Source organism: Calothrix sp. NIES-2098, assembly GCF_963875125.1.
GTDB lineage: Bacteria > Cyanobacteriota > Cyanobacteriia > Cyanobacteriales > Nostocaceae > Aulosira.
On record NZ_CAWNKJ010000001.1, the window covers coordinates 5169920 to 5195510 of the forward strand.

At 41.6% G+C, this 25591-nt stretch carries 23 protein-coding genes; 12 read left to right on the plus strand and 11 right to left on the minus strand.

Annotation, left to right across the window (positions count from 1 at the left end; translation table 11 throughout):
• Positions 1–5: 5 nt before the first annotated feature.
• On the minus strand, positions 6–1184 hold the full coding sequence (sat, locus tag AACU33_RS21730; protein ID WP_096595340.1) for a sulfate adenylyltransferase: 1179 nt from the start codon (positions 1182–1184) through the stop codon (positions 6–8).
• Positions 1185–1329: 145 nt separating this feature from the next.
• Between sat and AACU33_RS21735 the strand changes: the two genes are divergently transcribed.
• The 3 genes from AACU33_RS21735 to AACU33_RS21745 all read left to right on the plus strand — a co-directional run bounded on the left by AACU33_RS21735 (position 1330) and on the right by AACU33_RS21745 (position 2802).
• Complete coding sequence (locus AACU33_RS21735; protein WP_096590618.1) at positions 1330–1983, plus strand: Uma2 family endonuclease; 654 nt, start codon at positions 1330–1332, stop codon at positions 1981–1983.
• Between the two features lies 1 nt (position 1984).
• A complete protein-coding gene (locus AACU33_RS21740) occupies positions 1985–2449 on the plus strand; it encodes a hypothetical protein (protein WP_096590619.1) in 465 nt (154 codons plus the stop codon).
• A gap of 80 nt (positions 2450–2529) precedes the next feature.
• Positions 2530–2802, plus strand: coding sequence for a hypothetical protein (locus tag AACU33_RS21745; RefSeq protein ID WP_096590620.1), 273 nt, complete (start codon positions 2530–2532; stop codon positions 2800–2802).
• Positions 2803–2857: 55 nt separating this feature from the next.
• Here the strand turns inward: AACU33_RS21745 and mnmA are convergent, their stop codons facing one another.
• On the minus strand, positions 2858–3913 hold the full coding sequence (gene mnmA / locus AACU33_RS21750; protein WP_096590621.1) for a tRNA 2-thiouridine(34) synthase MnmA: 1056 nt from the start codon (positions 3911–3913) through the stop codon (positions 2858–2860).
• A 342-nt stretch (positions 3914–4255) separates the two neighbouring features.
• On the opposite strand from mnmA, the gene AACU33_RS21755 reads away from it, so the two are divergent.
• Together AACU33_RS21755 and AACU33_RS21760 are read left to right on the plus strand one after the other, a co-directional pair.
• Positions 4256–5086 (plus strand): hypothetical protein, encoded by an 831-nt coding sequence (locus AACU33_RS21755; RefSeq protein ID WP_096590622.1) that lies wholly within the window; start codon positions 4256–4258, stop codon positions 5084–5086.
• A gap of 113 nt (positions 5087–5199) precedes the next feature.
• A complete protein-coding gene (locus AACU33_RS21760; protein ID WP_096590623.1) occupies positions 5200–6750 on the plus strand; it encodes an NAD(P)H-hydrate dehydratase in 1551 nt (516 codons plus the stop codon).
• 220 nt (positions 6751–6970) lie between these two features.
• On the opposite strand, the gene AACU33_RS21765 is transcribed toward AACU33_RS21760, so the two are convergent.
• Positions 6971–9016 (minus strand): pentapeptide repeat-containing protein, encoded by a 2046-nt coding sequence (locus AACU33_RS21765; RefSeq protein WP_096590624.1) that lies wholly within the window; start codon positions 9014–9016, stop codon positions 6971–6973.
• Between the two features lie 96 nt (positions 9017–9112).
• Between AACU33_RS21765 and AACU33_RS21770 the strand changes: the two genes are divergently transcribed.
• The 4 genes from AACU33_RS21770 to AACU33_RS21785 all read left to right on the plus strand — a co-directional run bounded on the left by AACU33_RS21770 (position 9113) and on the right by AACU33_RS21785 (position 12029).
• Positions 9113–9484 (plus strand): hypothetical protein, encoded by a 372-nt coding sequence (locus AACU33_RS21770; RefSeq protein ID WP_339376200.1) that lies wholly within the window; start codon positions 9113–9115, stop codon positions 9482–9484.
• An 82-nt stretch (positions 9485–9566) separates the two neighbouring features.
• The gene (locus AACU33_RS21775) at positions 9567–10415 is read left to right on the plus strand and encodes a DUF4351 domain-containing protein (RefSeq protein WP_096595342.1); all 849 of its coding nucleotides are present in this window, start codon (positions 9567–9569) and stop codon (positions 10413–10415) included.
• Positions 10416–10626: 211 nt separating this feature from the next.
• Positions 10627–11640, plus strand: a complete 1014-nt coding sequence (locus AACU33_RS21780) for an IS701 family transposase (protein ID WP_096586464.1) — start codon at positions 10627–10629, stop codon at positions 11638–11640.
• A 167-nt stretch (positions 11641–11807) separates the two neighbouring features.
• Positions 11808–12029: a hypothetical protein gene (locus tag AACU33_RS21785; protein WP_096590625.1), complete on the plus strand. Its 222-nt coding sequence runs from the start codon at positions 11808–11810 to the stop codon at positions 12027–12029.
• Between the two features lie 266 nt (positions 12030–12295).
• On the opposite strand, the gene AACU33_RS21790 is transcribed toward AACU33_RS21785, so the two are convergent.
• From AACU33_RS21790 to AACU33_RS21800, 3 genes are all read right to left on the minus strand, one after another.
• Positions 12296–15022 (minus strand): peptidase domain-containing ABC transporter, encoded by a 2727-nt coding sequence (locus tag AACU33_RS21790; RefSeq protein ID WP_096590626.1) that lies wholly within the window; start codon positions 15020–15022, stop codon positions 12296–12298.
• Entirely contained in the window at positions 14971–15729 is a 759-nt protein-coding gene (locus AACU33_RS21795; RefSeq protein WP_096590627.1) for a peptidylprolyl isomerase, read from the minus strand. Before AACU33_RS21795 ends, AACU33_RS21790 begins: the two co-directional genes overlap by 52 nt.
• A gap of 405 nt (positions 15730–16134) precedes the next feature.
• Entirely contained in the window at positions 16135–16932 is a 798-nt protein-coding gene (locus AACU33_RS21800; protein ID WP_096590628.1) for a TIGR00297 family protein, read from the minus strand.
• Positions 16933–17213: 281 nt separating this feature from the next.
• On the opposite strand from AACU33_RS21800, the gene AACU33_RS21805 reads away from it, so the two are divergent.
• Positions 17214–17645, plus strand: a complete 432-nt coding sequence (locus AACU33_RS21805; RefSeq protein ID WP_096590629.1) for a VOC family protein — start codon at positions 17214–17216, stop codon at positions 17643–17645.
• Here AACU33_RS21805 and AACU33_RS21810 read toward each other — a convergent pair.
• Complete coding sequence (locus AACU33_RS21810; RefSeq protein ID WP_096590630.1) at positions 17575–18243, minus strand: esterase/lipase family protein; 669 nt, start codon at positions 18241–18243, stop codon at positions 17575–17577. The genes AACU33_RS21805 and AACU33_RS21810 overlap by 71 nt on opposite strands.
• A gap of 422 nt (positions 18244–18665) precedes the next feature.
• Between AACU33_RS21810 and AACU33_RS21815 the strand changes: the two genes are divergently transcribed.
• Positions 18666–19241: a hypothetical protein gene (locus AACU33_RS21815; RefSeq protein ID WP_096590631.1), complete on the plus strand. Its 576-nt coding sequence runs from the start codon at positions 18666–18668 to the stop codon at positions 19239–19241.
• A gap of 19 nt (positions 19242–19260) precedes the next feature.
• Here the strand turns inward: AACU33_RS21815 and AACU33_RS21820 are convergent, their stop codons facing one another.
• Complete coding sequence (locus AACU33_RS21820) at positions 19261–20352, minus strand: tetratricopeptide repeat protein (protein WP_096590632.1); 1092 nt, start codon at positions 20350–20352, stop codon at positions 19261–19263.
• 458 nt (positions 20353–20810) lie between these two features.
• Between AACU33_RS21820 and AACU33_RS21825 the strand changes: the two genes are divergently transcribed.
• Complete coding sequence (locus AACU33_RS21825; RefSeq protein ID WP_096590633.1) at positions 20811–21839, plus strand: acyltransferase family protein; 1029 nt, start codon at positions 20811–20813, stop codon at positions 21837–21839.
• Between the two features lie 26 nt (positions 21840–21865).
• On the opposite strand, the gene AACU33_RS21830 is transcribed toward AACU33_RS21825, so the two are convergent.
• The 3 genes from AACU33_RS21830 to AACU33_RS21840 form a co-directional block, all read right to left on the minus strand.
• Entirely contained in the window at positions 21866–22573 is a 708-nt protein-coding gene (locus tag AACU33_RS21830) for a 16S rRNA (uracil(1498)-N(3))-methyltransferase (RefSeq protein WP_096590634.1), read from the minus strand.
• Between the two features lie 64 nt (positions 22574–22637).
• Positions 22638–24656, minus strand: coding sequence for a sulfite reductase, ferredoxin dependent (gene sir / locus AACU33_RS21835; RefSeq protein WP_096590635.1), 2019 nt, complete (start codon positions 24654–24656; stop codon positions 22638–22640).
• A 304-nt stretch (positions 24657–24960) separates the two neighbouring features.
• Positions 24961–25497 (minus strand): hypothetical protein, encoded by a 537-nt coding sequence (locus tag AACU33_RS21840; protein WP_096590636.1) that lies wholly within the window; start codon positions 25495–25497, stop codon positions 24961–24963.
• Positions 25498–25591: the final 94 nt, after the last annotated feature.

Here is a 25591-nt window from a genome sequence, read left to right on the forward strand (position 1 = left end):
GTGTTCTAAGCTAATACTTGCACTTTCATTGCCCTTGCCAACTCCGCCGCTACCTCAGGACGAGAAAATTCTGGGGGAGGTAATTCACCCCGACGCAGCATTTCCCGAACTTTGGTTCCCGACAGATGAACCCGTTCCTCTGGTCTACTAGGGCTAGTTTTAGTTGTCGCCATTTGTTTGGTGCGCGTACAGTAAAATGCGTGTTCAAACTTCATTGGCACAATACCCAATTCACTTGGCTCAAACTCATCAAAGATATATTGAGCATCATAAGTGCCATAGTAGTCGCCTACACCAGCGTGATCGCGTCCCACAATAAAATGAGTGCAACCGTAGTTCTTGCGGACTAAAGCATGGAAAATTGCCTCCCGTGGACCAGCATAACGCATTGCCGCCGGATTAATTGCCAAAATCACTCTGTCTAAAGGATAGTAGTGTTCCAGCAAAATCTCATAGCAGCGCATCCGCACATCAGCAGCGATGTCATCTTCTTTAGTTGCCCCTACCAATGGGTGCAAAAATAAACCATCTACAGTTTCTAAAGCGCACTTTTGAATATATTCATGGGCGCGATGGATGGGGTTGCGAGTTTGAAAACCAACGATTGTTTTCCAGCCCTTGGTTCTGAACATTTGCCGAGATGCGGCAGGATCGATTTGGTAGGCGGGGAAATAAGGATGGGGATCGCGTTTCAACAGCCAGATATCGCCTGCAAGATGTATCGGCTCCTGGTTATAGAGTACTTTTACCCCAGGATGTTTAGCATCATCAGTGCGATAGACATTAATTGCTTCGCGGGTTTTATCGTAGCGATATTTCTGCGTTAGCTGTAAAACCCCTATATATTCGCCTTTAGGGTTATCTAGACGGATCAAGCCGCCTTCTTTGAGGGGGGAAGCTACTTCTTCGGCTACCGACAGTGTAATGGGAATTGACCACACCAGACCGTTAGCTAGGCGCATTTCTGTCACCACGCGATCGTAGTCTTCTTGGTTCATAAAACCTTTGAGTGGACTAAAACCGCCGATCGCAATCATCTCTAAATCAGAAACGGCGCGTTCGTCAAGTTGCACTCTTGGCAAAAACTCAGCTTTGGAGAGAAACTCTTCTCTTTGTTCCGGCGTGGCGATGCGATTAACCAATTGTCCACCGTGCGGCGCAATAGCATCTGAATGGTAACTCAACGTAATCCCCTCTTTGCGTTCAGGTAATTGTTTCAAACTATGTACTAACTTATCAAAATGCTGGTACAGAGAGAAAAAGAGTTTGAAGAATGGTGCATAAAGAATAAGTTACCCTGAAGCTAATGCACCTTACAGCCTAGGAATTATGACTGCGGTATCCCCTGTGGTTAAACCTGTTAGCCTGATGCGGCTAGCGCCTGGTAGTGTTGTGACTATTGACGATGTGAGTTGGGAAGAATTTGAGTCCATCTTACAAGAACTAGGACAAAAGCGATCGCTGCGAGTTGCTTACAGCAATTCTACTTTAGAAATTATGGTTCCTCTACCCGAACACGAAAAGCCAAAAGACTTAATTTCTGATATTGTCAAAATTTTACTTAAGAAGTTAGGCAAAAGATATGAACCTTTTGGTTCAACTACATTTAAGCGAGAAAATTCAGCAGGAGTAGAACCAGATGCTTGCTTTTATATCGAGAATTATCAAAGAATGATTGGTAAGCGCAGACTAGAACCTGACGATCCGCCTCCCGATTTAGCAATTGAAACAGATGTCACCTCGAAAACAACTCTTGATGCTTACGAAGCGATCGCTGTTCCAGAATTATGGATTTATAATGGCAAAAATCTCTCTATTTATCTGCTTCAAGATGGGCGTTATATTCAATTTGATCGTAGTCCAACCTTTCCTAATATCCCTTTAACTCAGATAATTCCCGCTACTGTAGAACGGGCTTGGCAAATAGGAAGCGTGCAAGCTATAGAAGAGTTTGAGAACGAGATTAACTCAACTTATTTCTGATATGTTTGACCCTGTAAAGTATGCTCAACAACCAACAGATGCAAAACAGGACAATGAGTTACTGAAGTGGATTCATCAACTTGATGAAGAGCATAAATTTACCTTTGTTTGGCGGGTGTTAAACATAAATGCTTGGAAAGGATGCAAATTAGCAAAGCGATCGCAACTCAAGCCAATTTTTTTAGAAGTGATTCTGGAGAAAGGGTTGGTTTACGGGGATGCAAGTTCGGTTAGATGGTGGATTGAAGCAGTTATATATGGTTTAGGTCATCGCCGCGTACTAAACATTATCAAAGCACATATTGATATTGCGCCATTGAGCGTACATAAAACACTTTATTGGCTACCTATGCTTTATAAAGACCAATCTAAAGAACTTCAAAATGAAATGCGATCGCTTGAGATTGAGTTTGAGGAAAAATATCCCAACTATCAGCCATCTAAAAGTATAGGAAATCATGCTTAACACTCTGGTTTGTGTCTCAACATGAGTTAATTTTACCTACAATAAAATCATCTCTATTCTGGTGTCAGCAATCAAAATTTATGACTGAAGATCAATATCGCATCAATCGTAATATGCGTCTAGCAGTCAGCGCCCTTTTGGAAACTGTAACGCAGCATCAACTTAATTTTGAGTCCATACAGCGTAATTTTGAAACAACTAACCATAGATTGGAGAGGATCTTCACACAAATCAGAGACATCCGTACAGATATGTTGCAAATGCAATCAGAGATTCGGGGTTTACAAACAGAAAATAGCCGCATTCTCGATATTTTACAAAATCGCAACCCTGAAGATGATTCCTTTACCTAGCTACCAGAACAACAAGATACCCGACTTCTTCAATAAGTCGGGTCTCTAAGGTTTATTAACTAAATTGTTCGATAATTCCACCACCTAAGACTTTATCCCCTTCGTACCACACCGCAGCTTGTCCGGGGGTGATGCTGAACTGGGGTTCATCAAACACCAAGCGCACGCGGGAGTTTTCCAGAGGAATTACTGTCACTGGTGTGGGATGGGAACGATAGCGAATTTGGACTTCTGCATGAATTGGGGTGGATGGTTCAGCGATAGAAACCCAATTTACGCGATTGACGGTGCATTCTGGTTGAGTTGCCTTAGTGCGATCGCCTACTATCACTTTATTATTCACCGCATCTAATTCAATCACATACAATGGTTCGGGTGCAGCAATCCCCAAGCCTTTACGCTGTCCAATCGTGTAATGATGGACACCATCATGTTGACCTAAAACTTTCCCCGAAGTATCGACAATATCGCCTTTTTTGGGGGCGAGATACTTATCGAGAAATGCCCGCATCGAACCGTTACTTTCCACTAGGCACAAGTCTTGGCTTTCTGGTTTATCGGCAGTTGCGAGTCCGTATTCAGCAGCGATGCGCCGCGTGTCAGCTTTTTGTAATTCGCCTAGGGGAAATACGGAAGCTGCAAGTAAATCCTGCGACAAATCATAGAGGAAGTAGGACTGGTCTTTATTACGGTCAACCGCCCTTAACAATTGATAGCGTCCAGTAGCTTCGTCATAGCTAATTCTGGCATAATGACCCGTAGCAATGCGATCGCATCCCAATTGTTCGCGCGCATACTGCACCATTGGCCCAAATTTCACAGTTTTGTTACACTGCGAGCAAGGTAAAGGTGTGATCCCAGCACTATAACCAGTCACTAAGTAATCGACAATATTTGTTTGAAAGACATCGCGAATATCAACAACTTGATGGGGAATTCCCAATTGTTCGCAGATATTAGCCGCGTCGATCATTCCTTCAGAGCAACACTGACCTTTGCCTTTCATCAGCCAAAGGGTCAAACCAACAACTTCATAGCCCTGATTGTGTAGTATGGCAGCGGCGGTGGAACTGTCAACGCCACCGGAAAGACCAACGACGACTTTTTTCATATCCTTAAAAATTATTGTTAGGCTAGTGGCTTCTCCTGAAGCTAATGCTAAACATCAAACGCAGGTTTTGAGCTATTAAAATTCATGGCGTGCAGCCCAATCGTCACGATTGTAGCATATATATCTTCAAACCCTTGCTAGATAAGCACTTCAGCATGAATTTCTGTGATGAAATTGCATCAATATCTGAACTGTCAGTAGTTAAGATATAAGATTTTAGCAAGACCTATGCAATGCCACTCAGCCCGATGGACTCATTCTAAGTTAACACTTATATAGGTGCTACAACAGACAGCTCTATTAGTTCCAAGAAGGAAATTGTCGAGAACTCCTGTTACTACTATGTCCAGACCAATACCAGATCTACCGATCGCATTTCCAATTGTCCCTTTTTTCCTGGGAGGATGCTTGGCGTTGCTCCCCGACTCTACCCCAGCACAAGCACAAGTTACCAAGAGTGGCTTTTTATTGGCAGAACGAACAGTGGTTAACAGCTTACCACCACCGCCAGTTCTCCAAACCATTCCTAACAATCAGCAGACACAAACAACAGTTTGGAAATCATATAATCAAGATTTTCAGTCTCCCCCAAGAGTGAGGGTTAATCAATATAAACAAAACTTTAGACCTTACCAAACAATACAAGCTAATTCTTATAACTGGAGCGCCGAACGTTACATAGTCTACGTTGATGGCAATGATTACCAGCAGTTGCAACGCGTACGCCAATTGGAAAGTAGTGCTTATATCCGGAATTACAATGGTCGTGCGGTAATTCAGTCAGGATCTTTTAGTAAACCAGTTAACGCCCAACAACGAGTTCGAGAACTAGAGTTAAGTGGTATCTATGGGGCGCGAATTGTCAGAGCTTCTAGCGGGCAGCAAGTAGGCTATACTTCTAGCTCAAACTACGTTGCTAGCAATAGAAATCCTAGACAGCAAAGATCTAGTTATTACTATGTAATTATTCCAGCTAAATCCCAAGATTTGTCGGCTATTGCCAGTCGCATTCGCCAAAATTCTGGACGCTATGACATTGTAGTTGAAAGACAAAAACCACTAGGCCCCCATGTCGCTATAGGAGCTTTTGGTCAGCGTTCTGATGCTGAACGATGGAACGATTATGTGCGCAAATTGGGATATGGTAACGCCAGAGTTTACTATGGCAAGTAAAGAGTTCTGAGTGCTGGGTGAAAAGCGAGGTCTGAACAAACTTTTTTGGTGATTTCCAAGAAGAATTTTACCAGATTGAAAATTGATAATTCATCACTCAGGACTCTAGGCTCATGACTCAGCTTCAGCACAGAGAAGAAATTTCTCACTTTGTAGTTACCGCAGCGCAGATGCGGGAGATTGAAGACAGAATATTTGCCGCAGGAATGCCTGTAGTTGCTTTAATGGAAAAGGTGGCGGGGCTTATCGCCCGTCGCCTTCAAGCGATGATTCCTCAAGAAAAATCTTGTGTGGGGGTTTTAGTCGGGCCGGGACATAATGGCGGTGATGCTTTAGTAGTAGCTCGGGAATTACATTTTCAGGGATATAAAGTTTGGATTTATAATCCTTTTACTAAACTCAAGGAATTAACTGCCCAGCATTTGCAATATGCTCAGAGTTTGGGGATACCTTGTTATGAAGATATTGAGCATTTACCAGATTGTGATGTCTTAGTTGATGGCTTATTTGGTTTTGGTTTAGAAAAAAACCTGACAGATGCGATCGCTTCTGCAATTAATCAACTAAATTCATGGAAACAGCCAATTTTTAGTATTGATTTACCTTCCGGCTTACATACTGATACAGGCGAAGTTTTAGGAACGGCGATTCGCGCTACTCATACATTTTGCCTGGGTTTGTGGAAACTAGGATTTTTGCAAGATCAGGCTTTAGATTATATTGGCAATGCAGAGCTAATCGATTTTGATATCCCTGTAGCTGATGTGCAAGCTGTACTCGCAGATGCACCCAAGATTACCCGCATCACTACAGCTAAAGCTATCTCAAATTTACCGCTACCCCGTCCGCCAGTCACCCACAAATACAAAGAAGGACATTTGCTGTTGATCTGCGGTTCTCATCGCTATGCTGGTGGAGCAATTTTAACGGCTTTAGGTGCGCGCGCTAGTGGTGTAGGGATGCTTTCAATTGCTGTGCCAGAATATCTTAAACCCATTTTGGTGTCGCATTTGCCAGAAGCATTGGTGGTTGGCTGTCCAGAAACAGAGACAGGAGCCATAGCTAAACTACAATTACCAGAAAAAACCGATCTAAGTTCCTTTGATGCGATCGCTTGCGGCCCTGGTTTAACAACAGATAGCACTCCGATTGTCCAACAGGTAATTGAAAGCGATCGCCCTTTACTGCTCGATGCTGATGGTTTAAATATCTTGGCACAGATGGGAACCATCCCCACCTTAAAAAAACGCCAAGCACCAACGATACTTACACCCCACGCTGGTGAATTTAAGCGGTTATTTCCCGATATTCCCGGTGCTAATGAAGATAGAGTCAAAGCTGTGCGGGAAGCTGCAATGCAAAGTGGGGCAATTGTTTTGTTAAAAGGAGCCAGAACTGCGATCGCAAATGCTCAAGGTTCAGTGTGGCTCAATCCCAAAAGTACCCCAGCATTAGCCCGTGGTGGTAGTGGCGATGTCTTAACTGGAATACTCGGCGGATTATTAGCGCAAGCAATTAAGAAACAAATTGCGATTGAAGATATGGTAGCAACTGCTTCTTGGTGGCATTCTCAAGCCGGAATTATAGCAGCCCAAGAGCGTACAGAATTAGGCGTTGATGCGTTTACATTAACGCAATATTTAATGAAATCTCTCAACTTGTAGTCAGCAATTCATTTGTCGTCATTGCGAATGGAGCGAAGCGGAATGTAGACACGAAGTGGCTTCCCGCAGGGTAGCAATCGCAGGGGTTAGGATTGCTTCGCTACCCTTCGGGAACGCTTTCAGCGAACGCTCGCAATGACTGCAAATAATTTTGTTCATTTACTTATTTGAATTCACCCTTTTTCCTTTTCCCCCTTCACCGAACCATATTAAGTTAACATCATCCCAAACCGAAGAACTTAGAAATTACAGGCAATAATTTATTACCAGCTTCCACCAGTGAAGCCACAGCAGGTAAGCCTGTAAATATTCCTTTCAACATGGTGATTGCAGTCTTTGCAGTCTTCTTCGTTGCATTTTCTTGGGGATTTTTCGCCGCTTCTGCTAAACTTTGCACCTGTTCTAACGCGTCGGCTTTATCGTCATCTGATAACTCTGTTGACTGGGAAATTGCTGCTTGCAATTGCGTCAACAATTCTTTGATTCCGGGTTTCTCTGCTTCCGGGGAATCGGGTAACTGATTGAGGGCAATACTCACATTACCGCTAATCGTTCCCAGGTTGGCGACAGAACCACCCCCAGCAATACCGCTATTATTGTCACCTACAATATTGATGCTACTACTGTTATCAGACACTTTGTTATCTCCTTGGATATAGTATTTCGGCTGCTGAAGTGCAGTCGTGAGCATATTTTTTAAATCATCAATGTAACTATCTTTTTCTATCAGCAATAATTGCAGACTTTGGGGCAAAGCCTTGAGTTGATTATAGTCATCAAAATATTTTGCACTCAGTTGGGATTTATCACTCCCTGGTGCGGTTTTGGCTCTGAGTAATAATTTATCGTCGCCGCGTTTCTCCATTGCGACAATTTCTAACTCCGCTTCTGGGTGATTTTCTGCCAGGTTTTTGAATGCAATTGCAATGGCGCGGGGGTCAACGCTTTGATTGTGGTAAAGGTCGAGGGTGTCAAAAATTGGCTTGATAAAGTCGCCAAAGTCACCGTCTTGGAATACTTCTTGTTTATTATCTGGTTTGCGGTGGGGGTCGGGGTTTTCTTTGGTGGGTAAGCGCATGAAGATATACTCACACCTCACACCATACAATTTAGTTTCACTACTAATCCCCCAATCTTCAATGAATGAACCTGTGAGGGTTGCACCTGTTAAATCGGTTGCTTCTAGTTGGGTTTGCTTGAGTTTGGCTCTGGATAAATCCGCATCTTGCAAATTAGCTTCACTCAGGTCAGCGCCGATAAAGCTAGCATCTGCTAAGTTTGCCGATTGTAAGTTGATACCTCGCAGGTTTTGGTGGTCAAAGTTTTTATCCTGTCCCTGTCCTGTAATTAGCAATTCTCGGACTTGTGATTTCTTAAGGTAAGTTGAGCCAGGACGAACGCGGTCAAGCATTTTGACTTGATGCCAACGGGTATTAGTCAGGATAGTATTGCGGAAATCTGTACTTTTGAGTGTAGCTTTGGTGAAATCAGCATTAGTTAAAGTAGCGTTACGAAAACTTGTACCGCCTGTGGCTGCAAAGGCAATAGCAATATTACGAATCAAGGCATATTTTTCGTCTCCTTTCATTGCTTGCCAACCGATGTAGATACTAAGTACAGCACCGACAACGGTAACAGTAAAGGAGAAAGCAACACCTAAGGCTCCGACTCCAGCAGTAGCGAAGGTGAAGGCAATGGCTAAGGCTAATGTAATGACTCCGGCGAAAGCGGCGGCGAAGGCGAAGCCTCCGATAACGGCGAAAGCAACGGCGAAGGCAAAGGCGAATGCAAAGGCTCCGGCGAAGGCTCCGGCGAAGGTGAAGCCTCCGATAACAGCTCCGCCGAGGAAGGCTTCAAAAACGAGGAAAGCAAAAGCTAAGGCTCCAGTAACAGCGAAAGCGACGGCGATTAAACTAACCCCTATGCCTTGGCGAATTGTAACAAAGAAAAAGACAATCAATAAAATTAAAACAGTCCAGCCTGGAATACGATTACCTGTGGAGCCGATAAATATTAACGATACCAATGCACCGTTGATAGCCCATAAAAATCCAGACACTCCTGACAATAACAAGGAAATCAGAACTAAAAAAATTGCCCAACGGCGTTGCAGTCCCGCTTTGGCATGGCTGAAGTTTGCATCTGTTAAATTAGCATTGGTGAAATTTGCCCCTCGGATGTCGGCATAGCTAAAGTTTGCACCCGCAAGGTCTTGTCCTTTGAAGTTGCGTCCTCGGAGATTTTGCCCAGAAAAGTCTAACGCCATGTTCCACTGCACACAGATGAGCAAATTTTACTACACGCTTAAGCCTGTATATTTAGCAATGATGAGATATTTTTAGGGCATTGGGGAGCCACTGCGTTGGACGGGTTTCCCGGCTTGAAGCAAGTGGCGTCATTGGGCATTGGCAACAAGCCTCTACTTCTCGTGAATGAAGCTCGGAAGTTCATTAATGAGGTTATTTTCTTCTTTAATGAAGCTCGGAAGTTCATTAATGAGGTTATTTTCCTCGTTAATGAGGCTCAGAAGTTCATCAATGAGGTTATTTTCCTCGTTAACGAGGCTCAGAAGTTCATTAATGAGGTTATTTTCCTCGTTAATGAGGCTCAGAAGTTCATTAATGAAGCTATTTTCCTCTTTAATGAGGCTCGGAAGTCCATTAATGAGGTTATTTTCCTCGTTAATGAGGCTCGGAAGTCCATTAATGAGGTTATTTTCTTTATTAAACAGTAAATATACTGAAGCGATCGCGCTGTGGAATTGTTTAGGCGATTGGTTTATTGCAAAATTATACTTACTGAGTAAGCGTCAGCCCTTGAGTTACGATAATACTTGCAAATACCTCGCAGAAACCTACCCAGCCGATTTCGCCAGATGGCTACTTGCATCTGACACTTCAGATATCCAGGTTCTCAAAACCGAACTGACTCTCGAACCGATTCGCGCTGATTCTGTTACCTTTCTGCAAATCGCCAATCAAATCCTGCATTTAGAGTTTCAAACTTCACCCAAATCCATACCACCCCTTGACTTTCGGATGCTGGATTACTACACCAGATTAAAACGCCAATACTGGTGTGAGATTCAGCAGGTACTAATTTTCCTGCAATTCACATCTTCAGAAATTGCTTATCAAACTCAATATGTAGATACCAACACCATACATAAATACCGTGTCATTCGCCTTTGGGAAGAAGATCCCAAACCTTTACTAGCGAACCCCGCACTTTTACCTTTAGCGACATTAGCGCAAAGCAACTCACCCCCAGATTTGTTACAACAAGTCGCGGCGGCTGTGGATATGATTGAAGAAACAGACGAGCGCCAGAACATATCAGCTTGCGTCCAAGTTCTAGCTGGTTTGCGGTTTGAGAAGAATTTGATTACACAGCTTTTTCGAGAGGAAATTATGCAAGAATCTGTGATTTACCAGGATATTTTGCAGAAGGGATTACAACAGGGAGAAGAACGAGGAAAGAAACAAGAAGCGCTAAAACTGGTTCTGCGTCAGTTGACTCGTCGTTTAGGTGCAATTGAATCCCAGACACAAGAGCAGATTCGCACTTTATCTATCGCTCAACTAGAAGAATTAGCTGAGGCGCTGTTAGATTTCACTAGCCAAGCTGATTTAGTGAATTACCTCACAAATATCTCCCCAGCTTAACCAGATACAGGAAAATAAGCGATCGCCTGAATAATTGACAGGACTTACGCAACTGGCACAATGCGATCGTTAGTTCATAGTACATATGTATTAATTAAATCTGATTTTGAAAGCTTTGCCTTCGTAATAGAAGTCGCTGTCTTGGAAGTACTATCGAAATATTCGTGAGAAAATAGGTAGAGGTTATATTAGATAAATTTCGCTAAGGGTAATGAGATTTACTAAGCTTAATTACTGCCAATATTTATTAAGTAGTCAAATTAATTATACAATTACCAATTTGGCAGAGCATTTAGAGAGTATTAGTCATGACGCAATTAACTATTATTTGAAAACCGAAAAATTAACACCTCGTTTACTATGGGATAACGTGAAAGAGGTCGTTGAGTCTGATGAAAATGGTTACATCATATTTGATGATAGCGTTTTAGATAAAAAGTATTCTGAAGAAATAGAAATAGTCAGAAGACAATATAGTGGTAATGAGCATGGTGTCCTGAAAGGCATTGGTGTAGTTAGCTGCGTGTATGTCAACCCTACACTTCAAAGATTTTGGGTCATAGATTATCGAATTTTTAATCCTGATGTCGATGGGAAAACCAAGATAGACCATGTGAAAGATATGCTCCAAAACCTTGTGTATCATAAGCTTTTACCATTTGATACTGTTTTGATGGATACATGGTATGCGGTACACAGTTTAATGCTATATATTGATAGCTTAGACAAAATTTATTATTGCCCTTTAAAAAATAATCGTTTAGTTGATGATACATTTGGTCAAGAAAAATATAAACGGATTGAATTATTAGAATGGAACCAAGAAGAATTAGACTGTGGTAAAATCATAAAAATTAAAGGATTCCCAGCTAATAAAAAAGTGAAACTATTCCGGGTTACTGTTTCTACCAACAGAACGGATTATGTCGCCACTAACGATTTATCTCAAAGTTCCACGGATGTTGTACAACAGGTGTGTAAAATTCGTTGGAAAATAGAGGAGTTTCACAGGGAAATTAAACAACTAACTGGCATTGAATCTTGCCAGTGTCGGAAAGCTAGACTCCAAAGAAATCATATTGCTTGTGCAATGTTGGTTTGGGTTAGGTTAAAGAATTTAGCCTATAGAACTGGCAAAACTATCTATCAAATCAAGCATAACTTGCTTTCTAATTATTTAATTCAGCAACTGAAGCGCCCAAGTATTTTTATGTGCTTGGTTTGATTTATATTGTCGCGTGTCAGGGCTTTGCCCTGCCTGCTATTTGTGCCAATTGCGTAAGTCCTAATTGAGTAAGGCGATCGCTTAACTTTTAAGATAGCCGCTACACAGTTTAAGTTGTTTGGCTAAAACTATAATATTAATGAAAATATTGAGGTATAGACTCAAATATGAGTACTTTGCCAGAAATCGAAGCTGCTATCAAAAAATTACCGGAAAATGATATTCGTCATCTAGCTGCTTGGCTGGAAGAATATTTAGAACAAATGTGGGATCAACAAATCGAAACTGATTTGGTATCGGGAAAATTAGATAAACTAATCGCCAAAGCCGAAGCTGATATTGCAGCAAACCAGGTGCGAGTTGTAACTGTAGGGGCACGGCACCAGTAAGATATTTGATATGCCAGAAGATTGTGGATGCCCATTGGTGTCAACTTAAGCTGAAAGCTATATCGGGCAAGCGTTGTACAAATCCTCCACACCCTCATCCCCAAACCCCTTCTCCCACAGGAGAAGGGGATTTTAATCTCTATCTCCCCTCTCCTGCGGGAGAGGGGCTGGGGGTGAGGGCAAAATGTTATCACACAGAGAGTTTCACGTTAAGTTGACACCAATGGTGGATGCCGTGCCCCTACGACCGATATTGTTCTCAATTACTAAATATTCGCCTGTTGCCGTTGATAAAGTGACCAGTACAATCCCTTTTGTTGCAACAATTGCTGATGTGTACCGCGTTCCGCAATTACGCCTTGTTCCATTACCAAAATTAAATCCGCACGTTTCAGGGGAGCAAAACGGTGTGCAATCAGAAAAACGGTGCGGTTGGCAGAAATTTTTTGTAGATTTTGCAGCACTTGCTGTTCGGTTTCACTATCTAAAGCGCTGGTAGCTTCATCCAAAATTAAAATTGGTGCAGAAGAAAGGAACAACCGCGCTAAGGCTATCCGTTGTCTTTGTCCGCCAGATAAAGCTGTACCGCGTTCGCCCACGTTGGTTTCGTAACCGTAGGGTAATTGACTAATGAAGTCATGGGCTACAGCTAGTCTTGCAGCTTCTACTACTTGTTCTGCGGTAATATCAGGATTTCCCAGAGTGATATTTTCTAATATTGAACCGTTGAATAAAAAGTCTTCTTGGAGAACGACACCAATTTGTTGTCTGAGAGAAGCTAAATCAGCACTTTTTATATCAAAACCATCTATTAAAATGCGTCCTGATTCAATTTGATAAAGGCGTTGCAATAATTTAGAAAGGGTACTTTTACCTGAACCACTGCGTCCCACAATCCCGACAAATTGCCCTGGTTCAACATTAAAAGATATACCCCGTAAAACTGGTTCGGTACTTGCTTGATAGCGGAAAAATACTTGCTCAAAAGTGATTTGTCCGTTCAATGCAGGTAAAACTAAACCTGTTCCTGGTTCTGCTTCGGGAGCAACATTGAGAATATCACCAATTCTGTCTACTGAAAGGAGAACTTGTTGCAGATTTTGCCACAACTGCACTAAACGTAACAATGGCCCGGTGACTCTTCCCGACAACATTTGAAAAGCTACCAGTTGCCCGATAGTTAGTTTGTGATCGATAACTAATTTGGCTCCAAACCAGAGAATTAATAATGTCGAAAAATTAGTAAGAAAGTCACCGAGATTGCTGCTGATATTTGAGGTGGTAGAAGCTTTGAAACTGGTGCGAATGAAGCGAGCAAATAAGCCTTCCCAGCGATCGCGTGCTACTGGTTCGGCTGCATGGGCTTTAACTGAGTGTATCCCGGTAACGGTCTCTACCAAAAATGATTGACTATCAGCACTGCGGTTAAAGGTTTCGTTCAGCCAACCGCGCAGAATTGGTGTCGCAACTATCGTTAAAGTTGCAAATAGTGGTAGTACTGCCAACGCCACAAAGGTGAGAGGGATATTGTAATAAAACATCAATGCTAAATACACCACAGCAAAGATGCTATCCAAAATCACCGTTAAGGCTGTACCTGTAAGAAACTGGCGGATTTGTTCGAGTTCTTGAACTCTAGCTACTGTGTCCCCGACGCGCCGCGACTCAAAATAAGCTAAAGGCAAACGCATTAAGTGGCGAAATAGCTGTGCCGATAAACTTAAATCTAAACGCCGTGCTGTATGGGTGAAGATAAATAGACGCAGAATTCCGAGTACAGCTTCAAATATGGCAACGAGTAAAAGTGCGATCGCCATGACATCGAGAGTCGGTAAACTCTCCTGTACCATGACTTTATCGATGACAACTTGAGTAATTAGCGGTGTCGCTAATCCCAAAAACTGCAACGTCAAAGACGCAAACAAGACTTCACCTAGTAATCCCCGATATTTCCAAACTGCGGGGGTAAACCAACTGAGGTTAAATTTTTCTTGCGTGGAGATGAGTTCTACTTGCCACATTTGCCCATCCCAAGCAGCTTCAACCACTGATTGGGGGAGACTTTCGCAAGTGCGATCGGTATTGAGGGGATTAGCTATAATTAGGCGATCGCCTTTCACTCCATAAGCCACTACCCAGGTAGGAGCCGATTGTGCGTCAGAATTCCACTGCATTAAAGCTGGAAATGACAACTGTCGCAAATCGCTCCAACTGATTTGCAATCGCTGCAACACCAAGCCTAACTTTTCTGCTGCTTCGACAACATTTTTGGGGCGTTGTCCTCTGAGTTGACGTTGTACCCATTCCAGTTTCACTGCATTATCCAAATGTTGCGCCACCATTGTTAAACAAGCGGCAGCTGTATTCCAACTCGCAACGAAAGGATAATTAGAGATTGTTGGCGTGGGTGATTGTGAGCTAGGACTGGGGAGTGAAGTTTGGGGACTGGGGGACAAGGAAGACAAGGAAGACAAGGGGGATAAGGAAGATAATGCTCCCTTGCTCCCGGCTCCCTGCCCCTCTGCCTCTTCTGCCTCCTCCCCTTCATCTTGCGAACCTTGCCAGAAGCTTTCCATTTCTGGCGTTAAAACTTCTGTCCACAGTGCTGTCTCCCAGCACACTACGATGACTTCTTTACTAGCAGCTACAGCTTTGCACTCTACAGATAACTTTTGTAAGTCACCAAACCAATCTCCTGGTTGTAAAGCTGCTAGTGGTTTGCCAACATCTTCTTCTCGCAAGCGAACTTTACCAGCGACAATAAAAAACTGATGACCGCCAGTTTTAGTTGACCAGATTTTTTCCCCAAGACGATACCGACGAATTTCTGACTGATTTTGTAATTGGGATTGTTGTTCAGGCGTCAGCCAGCATAGCGGCGGTTGATTCCACGGTACAGAAGCTAGCACGTTTATTCGTAAATATTGATTATCCAGAAGTTTTATTTCACTTGTAATTTGACTGTCAGCTTTTGAATTTTCTCTGCTAGCCATTTCTCAAACAACTCATTTTGTAGTGCTTGCTTTAGCTGAGTATCTTCTAAAGAGGCTGGCAGAAATTGTTCGACTCGAAACAAACCATAACGTCCGTCGATTTCTATTGGCCCGATCGTTTGTCCGGGAATTGCTGCATCAATCGCAGCCCTCAATTTATCTGGCAATGTCCCCCGGCTAATTGGCCCCATCATCCCATTGACAATGCGATCGTCCGCTAGTGAATACTCTTTAGCTAATTGCTCAAAACTACCTCCTTCTTCGATTTGAGTTTGTAGTTCTTCACTGAGTTCGCGATTATCAACAAAAATCCTCGAAAGTACCACCCTGTCTAGATAGATTTTGCGTTCAATAAAATATTCGGGGAGTTTTGGTTCTGTTACTAAAGCTTTCAGTTTTTCTAATTTAAAGCCAAAGGCAATTGATGCGTGAAATGTAGCGTAATCCGTACCATTTTTCTTTAACCATTCTTGGAAAATTTGGGGTTCAGTTAGGTTATTTTTGAGACGAAAATCAATAACTGTCTGTTCGGTTAATGCCGAACTGATATCAATATCGTCTCGCGTACTGATTTCTTGCTCAATTATGTACTGGCGAATAATATCTCCAATAAACTGCGTCAATTTGCCAGAGGCTTGCAGATATTTTACTGCCTGTTCAATAGAAATCGGTCGGTTATCAACAGTTAAAAATGATAAAGATTCCATAAACCTGTTACTTAGAAAAATGTTTAATAATTTATACGACCATAGTTGTAATAATATAGAGATAGCTAAATATTATTGGTTAAATTCGGCACATAAATCAATATTCTAAAAAAATTTTCTAAATTATTTTTCAATATCGATCGCAGTAGCCAGCGAGAAAGGAATTAACAAACTCAGCTTTTACCTCTCTAAAAATCTTGCATATATTTATATCTTTTAGAGGTAGTACAGAGACTCAAAATGTCAAAGTCCCTAACACTTTTACAAATGAGCAATGATAAATGACAATCCTTAAAAATTAACTTTCTAACTTTAAAAAGTAGGATAAATGAGCGACAAGAAAGACAAGGGGAAATAACTAATGACCATTGCCTCTTGCTTTTTGACTTTTGACTCTTGACCAAATCAAACAATCAAACTTGCCCATGTAAAAGCAAGTAACATAGCAGCGATCGCACCGATGAATGTATTAACAATATTTACTAGTTCATTGGTGAGCCAAGTATATTTAGATTGCAGCGTTGCACCAATCACACTTTCTAAACTGGTAGCAATCAAAGCAGCGATCGCACACCAAAATACCCCAAGAAAATCAATCAAACCGACTCCCCAACCCAAAAGAGCGATCGCAACAGAAGCCACCACCCCAGCTAAGGTTCCCTCTAAACTGACTGCGCCTTCTGTACCGCGAGGTACTGGTTGCATTGTGGTAATCAAAAAGGTTCGTTTACCGTATGCTTTACCCACCTCACTCGCACAAGTATCGGAAAGTTTGGTGCTAAAACTCGCCACATAGCCCAACAAAAGCAGAGATTTGAGACTGAGGGCTAGAGACTGAGGAATGGAAGTAAATAATCCTGCATTTAAGATTCCAATTCCTAAAGCACACAGCGCCGCAGTCAACGCCGAACCCCAAACATTTTCCGGGCCTCTAGCACCAGAACGCTTTTCAGCAATCCCTTCGGCTTCCTTTTGGGCTATTCCGATGCGCGTCACCCCGGAACCAACCAGAAAATAGAATGCTACTACTAGATACCCTTGCCAACCCAATGTTCCCCAAATAATCACGCCTAAGACCCAGGCGTGGAATAATCCAGCTGGCGTCAGCAGCTTTTTGGGAGCGATCCAAACTAAACCCAACAAAATTGCGTTTAATCCGACTCCCACCAACCAAGGATTTGCAGAATCAAAGAAAGAGAGCATCAGCAATACATCACAATTAGTTTTTCTTGAATATCAACACAATAGCGAATTTATCACTTAGATGCTTAATCCTTTTGACCCCATAATTCATGAATTACAGATTTTTTGTCCTCTTTCCGGATAAAGCTAGTATTCTGTTTGATGAATATTGGTTAATTTGTAGTCAGCAATACACTACTTATGTCCTGACTACAAAATTGATCTATCACTATACTCTTGACTTTTATTTAAAATTAGTATGATCGGGCGATTAAGAATAATTATTGTATAGGCAAAAACTTATGAACCAAACTTTATTTCATCTTGCCTTTCCTGTCACCAACATTCCTCAGACAAAAGCTTATTATGTTGAGGGCTTAGGCTGCATTCCCGGACGCGAAAACCCCCACGCCTTAATTCTCAATTTGTACGGTCATCAGTTGGTAGCTCACGTCACCAAAGATCCATTGATGCCGCAACGCGGTATCTATCCCAGACACTTTGGGCTAGTTTTTACTACAGAGCAAGACTGGCAATATTTACTAGAAAGGGCACAACAGCACCAATTACTTTTCCGAGAAGAACCCAAAAACCGCTTTGTCGGTTTGCCTTTAGAGCATCACACTTTCTTTTTAGAAGATCCTTTCTATAACTTAATGGAGTTTAAGTATTACCGTCACCCAGAGGCAATTTTTGGAAGTTCTGAATATTCTCAAATTGGCGATCGCGTTTAATCGGCTCTGTTAATATTTCTGCTACTATTGCCAAACATCTAGCATCTGAAAGCATCCAGGGATGTAAAGCTATAGGCAACACCACCTCTTTTCCCACTGGTAGTTGCGAACTTTTGGCTGGCACTATCATCAGATCGTAAGGTGTCCAGATTGATGTAAAATTTAGCTCCTGCAACATCGCCACATCAGAATTTAAATCTTTGAGAAAAGCGCTGTTGGGGCGCATTTGCACGCAACCAGGTCGTTGAGTACCATACGCAATTACAGTGCCATTGTGGGGCGAAGAAATCGTAATAAACCGCTGTACGCGCTTAATTCCCTCAAGGCGTTGGATATAGTAACGACTGACAATTCCACCCATACTGAAACCAACTACATCCAGTGGTTGTTCTGGTGGAAATTCTGCGGCTACATAATCTGCTACCTGCTTTGCCAATTTATCCAGACCTAGCGCACCATTATTGGGTACTAAATCTAAGGCATAGACAGACCAACCAAGTTGTTTTAAATATTTCCCCATTCTATAAAAAACTGCCCCTGTGTCATCAATCCCATGTACTAACAACACGGGATTGCGCTGCTGATTGTTACTGTTCATCTCCAGATCTCTGCTGAATAATTGCTGTAGAAAATTTAACTGAGTCCCATTGTTACTTATAAATAACCTATGACACTCGTTTTACTGGGTAAAAGCAAATTACTGTGTTTTACCAACAAACGCTATTTAGAAAATAAATAATTGTTAAATTTTATTACGCTACCTTTCAGAATCTTGCCCTGAGTTACAGTAAAATTTAATAATTAATTCTCGGTGTATGTATTGTATGCAGGTTGCAAGTGCTTGCAAAAATCAGTGGAAAAGACTTGCGCTGTATTATTACTACAATCTTAATTAAGTACAAACCTAATAGTGGTTGCCATCCTCAATTGGATAACGCAAAGTAAAAAAATGTAACATAATGTCGTAATTTTTAACAATTACGGTCAAAATTTCAGATATAAAGGGCAGGAGAGATTGTAATGGATTTTATCAAAAAGTTGATTGCAGGAATTGTCAGTTTTCTGACTGGACTATTACCAGGGAAAAATAAGAAAAGCAATGGTTACTTCTTGGAACTAGATGAATCTAAGGACGCAAAGCCAATAGCTGCTGTTAAAGAGGCAGCAAAAGAAGTAGCAGACAGTGCCAAGAAAGCGGCAGAAACTGTTACAGATAGTGCTAAGAAAGCAGCAGAAACCGTTACAGATAGCGCTAAGAAAGTAGCAGATACAGTTACATCAGCGGCCCCTGCGCCATCCAAGCCAGAATCATTGAACGGTACAAAAGCTGCTGCATCTAAGTCGAAGAAGAAATCAGCTAAAGAGCCAAAACCAGCAGATATAGCACTAGTCCAAACAGCTGAAGGTCTGAAGGTTGAACCTGGCAAAAATGAAAAAGCCGCAGCCGCCAAAGTCGTGAAAGAGGCTCCAAAAGAAACCACCTTTGCACCCAAATACGTTGCTGCTGGATTTGCTACCACTAACGGTCGCCGTCGTCCAGGAGCTAATATGAGTGCTTATTTAGATCTCGCGCGTCAGGTCAAAACTCCTGGCTAAATTTAGGCATTGGGTATCGCTAATTATCCCCATCTATGTTATGGGTGAGGTTTGAAAATACAAGTCCGCTATATAAATGAAATGCTGGGTCCCAATTAGTCTTATCTCTACGGAAGAGGTGAATGTGAGATTGGATGTTACCCAGCATTTCTGTTTGGTCTAATATTGTCTCTGCAAAGGGTGTGAAATCTGACCAGACTTTGACATGAGGTAATTGCTGCTCCAGCCATTCTAGTAAATGATTCCAATTGATTCTGATGGTATTTTGGCTAGTTTGAGGAGCAATTTCCAACCCTTGCTGAAATTCATAGCTTTTATCAGAAAGTCGTAAAATACAACGCCTACTAGGTAGGAGTAAATCGCAAAATTGCGCATAATCTTGGGTTTGAGTTTTGCGTTCTAATTTGCGATTTACATTAACATCTACAACTTGCTCAAAAATCGGTAAAAGACCAGCTACCCGTGCTTTGACTTCTGACCAGTTAAAGGTTAATGAACCAAGTTGATTTGTCTGGTTAGTGCAAATCACAGTGGTATTAGTGGCAGATTCTACAAAGTAATTAACTTGATAAACTTGAATTTGTTGAATTGTAGCAATTGTTGTCCAAAAACAAGGAATCTCTGCTTTTTGTAGTTGTGTACCGTAAAATTTGAGTTCTCCTATTTGTCCAGTGCGATATAACTTCCAGCCGCGACTTGGTAAAGTTAACCTTGCAGTATAGGTGTCAATTTGAAAAATCTGGGCAAATTTGGAAGCTGCTTGAGCTTTGAGTTCATTACTTAGAGGTTCTAAGACGAGTACGCCTAATTCTGTATTACTAGGTTCCGTTGTTGCTTCGATAATAGCTCTTTGTCTTGCTTCTTGCTCAATATCCTTAATTCGCTGTAAACCTTGACGTGCTTGCGTCAATATTTTGGTATTGGTTGTACTTCGCAGCAGTTGTCGGTAAATTTTTTCTGCATCTTGAAACTTTTTGGATACTTCATGCAGCCGTCCCAGATAAAATTGCACCCAAGGATTGTCTGGAGATTCTTTTAGCAGCTGTTTGAGTAGTTTAGCAGCAGTGTGATAGTCTTTACGCTCAAAAGCCGTGGCAACTTGTTCAATCATAAATTAAGCCCAAACAGCTATATTGTTTATTGTTATCCGATACCAATAAATCCAAAAATATAAGCTCGACGTTATCAGCCACATACTAGAACAGAACGAGTTTATTCAAGTTAACATGACTTACAAAGTTTAGCCAACCTTCTGATTTGTATGGGAGTTATTAATACAAAGATGATCAGCCTTTTTAGAATCTAAATTTGCAAATTTATCTCGCGAACCTAAGCTAAGAAACTGACTATATACAATTAAATTGGCAATTGTGAATTTACTTAAAATTTATCAATAAAAAACTGCTATTTAGCTGATAAGTACTTTGTATGTCATCAGGGTAATTTGGGAGAAAATTGATAAAAGTGACTACTGTAACTTGCGTTTATTTTTTTTGTAAAACTTATATAAAAGTACCGACATTTCAGAAAAAATGTGTATTACTGAAAATAAGTACACTATTTTTTTAAATGAATACAAAGAACAGACTTCTGGAAATTGATGTTCTCAGAGGAATTGCAGCCATAGGCGTTGTATTATTTCATTACACCACTCGATACAGCCAGAAGTATGGTCATTCAGATAGCGTTTTAATGTACTTCCCTCAGGGTTATCACGGTGTTGAATTATTCTTTATAATTAGTGGCTTTGTAATCTTTCTGAGCCTTGAGAGAATTAAAAGTGGCTTCGACTTTATAGTTGGACGTTTCTCGCGGCTTTATCCAGCGTATTGGACTTGTTTGATTTTGACATACGCTATTGTCAATATTGCTGAATTACCTAATTATAAAATCAGTTGGAATGCTTTCTTAATCAACTTCTCGATGTTCCAATTATTCTTCAAGGTTCCTAATGTCGATGGAGTTTATTGGACTTTAGGAATTGAGCTTTGTTTTTATTTGATTATGTTTATTCTCTATCAAACGCGGCTATTAAAGTATATCTATCATATTTCAATAATATGGCTGATATTAATGGCAATTACTATTTTTTTAGAAAAGCAAGGAATTATATCTATTGAAACAAGAATTGGAGCCTTATTGCTTCTGAAGTATGGCTCATCAATATTTGCTAATTTATTTCTCATAGGTATGATGTTTTATAAAATATATAAAGAAGGAGTCTCAAGAGAAAAATATAGTATTATTGCTGGCTGTATATTAATTTTTAAATTTCAATATTCTTGGGCAGAAACTGTATTTATTATCTGTTGCACTTTAATATTTCATCTGATATTACACAATAAAATGAGGTTTTTAAATCAGAAACCTCTTTTGTTTATGGGAACAATATCTTATAGTTTATATTTGATTCATCAAAATATAGGCTATGCCATAATACATACCTGTTATCAAATTGGCATTAATCCCAATATCAGTATATGTATTGCTTTGCTCGTAACTATATTGTTGGCAACTATAATTACATTTCAGATTGAAAAACCGATGATGCAGCTGATAAAAGAACAGTACAAAGTTAGGATGTTAAGCAAAAGATGAGACTACAGCACAGATATCAATTTTTTTTAGCCTTCTAAAGCTGCGGTAACTAAAGATAAAGCCACAATAGGAGCTGTTACGGCTCGCAAAATGCGCCGACCAAGGGAAACGGCTTGAAATCCCGCCGCGATCGCACTATCAATTTCTTGTTGAGTCCATCCTCCCTCTGGGCCAGTGGCGATAACTAGTTCTTTTTGTTCTTGGTACTGCAAGCAATTTTTTAAGTGTGGGAAGTTACCACGGGCTTCACAGATATATTTATGGCTGTTTTCAAAGGACAAACTATGGCTAAAAGCTACAGGTTCTAAAATTGTCGGTACAAAAGCACGTTCCGATTGTTCCGCAGCTTCCGCCGCAATTCGCCGCCAGCGTTCGAGTTTTTGCGGGCTGGGTTGCAGTAGAGTGCGATCGCTTAATACTGGGGCAATAGTTGTTACTCCCAACTCAGTACAACACCGTACTACTTCATCAAATCCACTGCCTTTAGGTAAAGCTACCATCAGGGTAATTGATACAGGTAACTCTGTTTCTACCACTAAGTCTTCTAAAACCTGCCCTTGCTCCCCTGCTAGCTGCGTTAACCACCATTTACCCCTACCATCCATAGCAATAAAGCGATCGCCTTCACGCAACCGCAACACCCGTGCTAGGTAGTGTTGTTGCTCTTTTGTAAGTGAAATTTGCCCTTGTTGGAGTTGAGAAGGTGCGATCGCAATTCTTTGTAGTTGAGCCATGAGATGATAAAACGCCGATAATACTGATAAATTATCGGCGTTTATCGGTGGTTGAAGTTGCTAACTAGAGATTTTTTAAATAAGCCTCTAGTGCCTCATTTACCAATTCAGTCATCGGCCTACCTTGGCTAGTGGCAGCAGTTTTGAGCTGGTTATAAATCTCATGTTGCAGGCTGACACGACGGCGGGTTTTATAAGTGGCGATAGTGGTATTAGCAATCGCCACTTCTTGACCGTCACTTTCTACGGTTCTGGAATCTGCCATTGTCTCAACTAAGCCATCACTATCGTCTGTAATTTCAGGCGATGCAACAGTTTGAGCTTCGTAATTAGCAGCAAACTCGCGGATAGCATCAAAACCGACGCGATCGCAAAAATCCCCAAAGCTTTCTTCAGGCTTTCTCGACTGCTTAAAGTAAACAAAAATCGGCTCTAGCTGAGTTTCCAAATCGTTATGGTGCAACCTTTCCATGTAAGGCTGTGCTAACCGTGTCTGATGTGGCGAACCGCCTAACCATACTTGGTAACTTTCCGGCGCACTACCAACAAAACCCAATTCCGCCATGTAGGGACGAGCGCAGCCATTAGGACAGCCTGTCATCCTTACCACAAACTCCTCATTTTGTAAACCAACTTTATTCAGAACTGTGGTAATCCGTTCTAAAATACCTGGGATTGCCCGTTCTGATTCAGTAATTGCTAAACCGCAAGTTGGCAATGCCGGACAAGCCATTGATAGCCTTTCTAGAGGTGCAATTTGGTTGGGATCGGAGATAATACCACAGCGATCGAGAATTTTTTGAATCGCGGGTTTATCTTCTGGGGCAATTTCGTAAAAAATCAGGTTTTGGTGGGGTGTGAGGCGGATGGGTAGGTTAAATTGCTCAACAATTTCCCTTAAGGCGGTTTTCAGTTGAAACGAACCTTCGTCCTTTACCCGACCGTTATCAATGGAAATACCCAAGAACAGCTTGCCATCACCTTGTTCGTGCCATCCCAGAAAATCGTGGTATTTAAATTCTGGCAGGGGTTTGAAGGGGGCGATGGGTTTGCCAAAATATTCTTCGACCTTGGCGCGGAACTTCTCAACACCCCAATCGTGAATTAAATATTTTAATCTAGCGTGACGGCGGTCAGTGCGATCGCCATAATCTCTTTGAGTGGCGACAATAGCTTTAACAATGTCGTAAACATCTTCTTTTGCCACATAGCCAATCGGATCTGCTAGCCTAGCGAAGGTTTCTTCTTTGTTGTGTGTCCGCCCTAAGCCACCACCAGCAAACACGTCAAATCCTTCTAGTTTGCCTTTCTTATTGGTAATGACAACTAAGGTGAGGTCTTGGGAATATAAATCAATAGAATTATCCCCTGGCACTGTCACACAAGCTTTAAACTTGCGAGGCATATAGTATGTGCCATAGAGGGGTTCTTCGGAATTGTTGATTAATGTCCCATTACTATCGCTTTGTCGGGCTGCTTTTACTTCTGGGCTTTCTTCAGCGGTAATTGCTTTTTCGCCATCTAACCAGATTTCGTAATAAGCACCAGTTTGGGGTGACAATAAATCAGCGATATTCTGGGCATATTCCCAAGCGTACTGGTAGTCTGAGCGATTCTTCCAAGGTACAGGGGGAGCCATGACATTGCGGTTGACATCGCCACAAGCGCCCAAAGTGGAACCTAAATTGTTAACAATAGTAGCGATCGCAGTTTTGAGATTTTTCTTTAAAATCCCATGCAGCTGAAATCCTTGACGGGTAGTGGCCCGCAGTGTGTGGTTCCCATATTCATCAGCCAGCTTATCTAAAGCAAGATACAGCTGCGGCGGTACTAACCCACCTGGATTTTTTGTCCGCAGCATAAACTGGTAATCTTTCTCCTGCCCCTTGACGCGATTATCGCGGTTATCTTGTTGATAAGATCCGTGAAACTTCAGTAACTGCACTGCATTTTCGCTAAAGTGAGTCGTATCCTGAAGTACTTCGGAGGCTACAGGTTCACGCAAAAAATTACTGTTTTCCTTGATTCCTTCTACTTTGGAAGGCTTACGGCTAGCAATCGGGGAAGGAGGAGATTTAACCATTAGAGTTGTAGACTGTTCTCAATAAGGCATCGGTAGACGCCGAAGCTGCAAATTACAAAGCACTGTTCGGCTAGGTGATCCCCGGAAATCCGGTCGGAATTATGAGGAATATTTTAATTTTAACACGGCAAAAAGCTGGCTTTGTTAGTGATACAGCACTTAACAAAACCAGCATACCAGTATATCTGGTTGTACTAAACTATGACATTTTGAACTTTAGAACAAACAACTGACTTCCCTACCCGCTACAAGAATGCCTATTTCCCATCCTCTGCGCGTCTATACGGTGCGCGAATGAGTAGCTTTATCTAAAACGATAACCTAGACCACCTTGGATGCTGACAGCAGAAGCAGGGCTATTTTGATATGTTTTCATACCCAAAGTTGCATTGCTGTAGAGCAGGAAGTTTTTGGCGACTTCAGATTCTACACCAGCAGTTAGGGCTACGCCATCTCTATCGCCTAGGGGAGTTTGTTTCCCATTTTTTTCCACAAAAGAGTAACCTGCACCTAAATAGACGTTGGTTCCCTTAGCAATTGGTGCGTCTACAGAAACTTGGGGAATGATAGCAGTCGTTTGATCGGTAAAGAGGACTTGAGTGCGTGCAGAAAATGGAGTGGGGCCTAATTTTAAACGACCTGTTAAGTTTCCACCAAATTGAGCATCTTGACCCACTTGTCCGCCACTAGTTACTCCACCTGCAACGCCAGCACCAATATAACTAGCATCAGTACCATTTTTTGTTTGAGCAGAAGCTTGACCAGCATTTATAAAAAGTGGCGCAACTACTAAAGAAGACAAAGCAGAAATTGTCACAAAAGACTTGAGTAGACCTTTCATAATTTTTACCAAATATTGTATTTTGCTGTTAAATTACAAGTCGAAAATGCAAAGAAAATGTTCCTGTTTAATTGCCAATTTTTACTGCGATTTC

Coding starts and splice junctions, on each gene's coding strand:
- AACU33_RS21735 (WP_096590618.1), top strand. CDS start 1,330: ATGACTGCGGTATCCCCTGTGGTTAAACCTGTTAGCCTGATGCGGCTA.
- AACU33_RS21740 (WP_096590619.1), top strand. CDS start 1,985: ATGTTTGACCCTGTAAAGTATGCTCAACAACCAACAGATGCAAAACAG.
- AACU33_RS21745 (WP_096590620.1), top strand. CDS start 2,530: ATGACTGAAGATCAATATCGCATCAATCGTAATATGCGTCTAGCAGTC.
- mnmA (WP_096590621.1), bottom strand. CDS start 3,913: ATGAAAAAAGTCGTCGTTGGTCTTTCCGGTGGCGTTGACAGTTCCACC.
- AACU33_RS21755 (WP_096590622.1), top strand. CDS start 4,256: ATGTCCAGACCAATACCAGATCTACCGATCGCATTTCCAATTGTCCCT.
- AACU33_RS21760 (WP_096590623.1), top strand. CDS start 5,200: ATGACTCAGCTTCAGCACAGAGAAGAAATTTCTCACTTTGTAGTTACC.
- AACU33_RS21765 (WP_096590624.1), bottom strand. CDS start 9,016: ATGGCGTTAGACTTTTCTGGGCAAAATCTCCGAGGACGCAACTTCAAA.
- AACU33_RS21780 (WP_096586464.1), top strand. CDS start 10,627: ATGAGATTTACTAAGCTTAATTACTGCCAATATTTATTAAGTAGTCAA.
- AACU33_RS21785 (WP_096590625.1), top strand. CDS start 11,808: ATGAGTACTTTGCCAGAAATCGAAGCTGCTATCAAAAAATTACCGGAA.
- AACU33_RS21790 (WP_096590626.1), bottom strand. CDS start 15,022: ATGGCTAGCAGAGAAAATTCAAAAGCTGACAGTCAAATTACAAGTGAA.
- AACU33_RS21795 (WP_096590627.1), bottom strand. CDS start 15,729: ATGGAATCTTTATCATTTTTAACTGTTGATAACCGACCGATTTCTATT.
- AACU33_RS21800 (WP_096590628.1), bottom strand. CDS start 16,932: ATGCTCTCTTTCTTTGATTCTGCAAATCCTTGGTTGGTGGGAGTCGGA.
- AACU33_RS21805 (WP_096590629.1), top strand. CDS start 17,214: ATGAACCAAACTTTATTTCATCTTGCCTTTCCTGTCACCAACATTCCT.
- AACU33_RS21810 (WP_096590630.1), bottom strand. CDS start 18,243: ATGAACAGTAACAATCAGCAGCGCAATCCCGTGTTGTTAGTACATGGG.
- AACU33_RS21815 (WP_096590631.1), top strand. CDS start 18,666: ATGGATTTTATCAAAAAGTTGATTGCAGGAATTGTCAGTTTTCTGACT.
- AACU33_RS21820 (WP_096590632.1), bottom strand. CDS start 20,352: ATGATTGAACAAGTTGCCACGGCTTTTGAGCGTAAAGACTATCACACT.
- AACU33_RS21825 (WP_096590633.1), top strand. CDS start 20,811: ATGAATACAAAGAACAGACTTCTGGAAATTGATGTTCTCAGAGGAATT.
- AACU33_RS21830 (WP_096590634.1), bottom strand. CDS start 22,573: ATGGCTCAACTACAAAGAATTGCGATCGCACCTTCTCAACTCCAACAA.
- sir (WP_096590635.1), bottom strand. CDS start 24,656: ATGGTTAAATCTCCTCCTTCCCCGATTGCTAGCCGTAAGCCTTCCAAA.
- AACU33_RS21840 (WP_096590636.1), bottom strand. CDS start 25,497: ATGAAAGGTCTACTCAAGTCTTTTGTGACAATTTCTGCTTTGTCTTCT.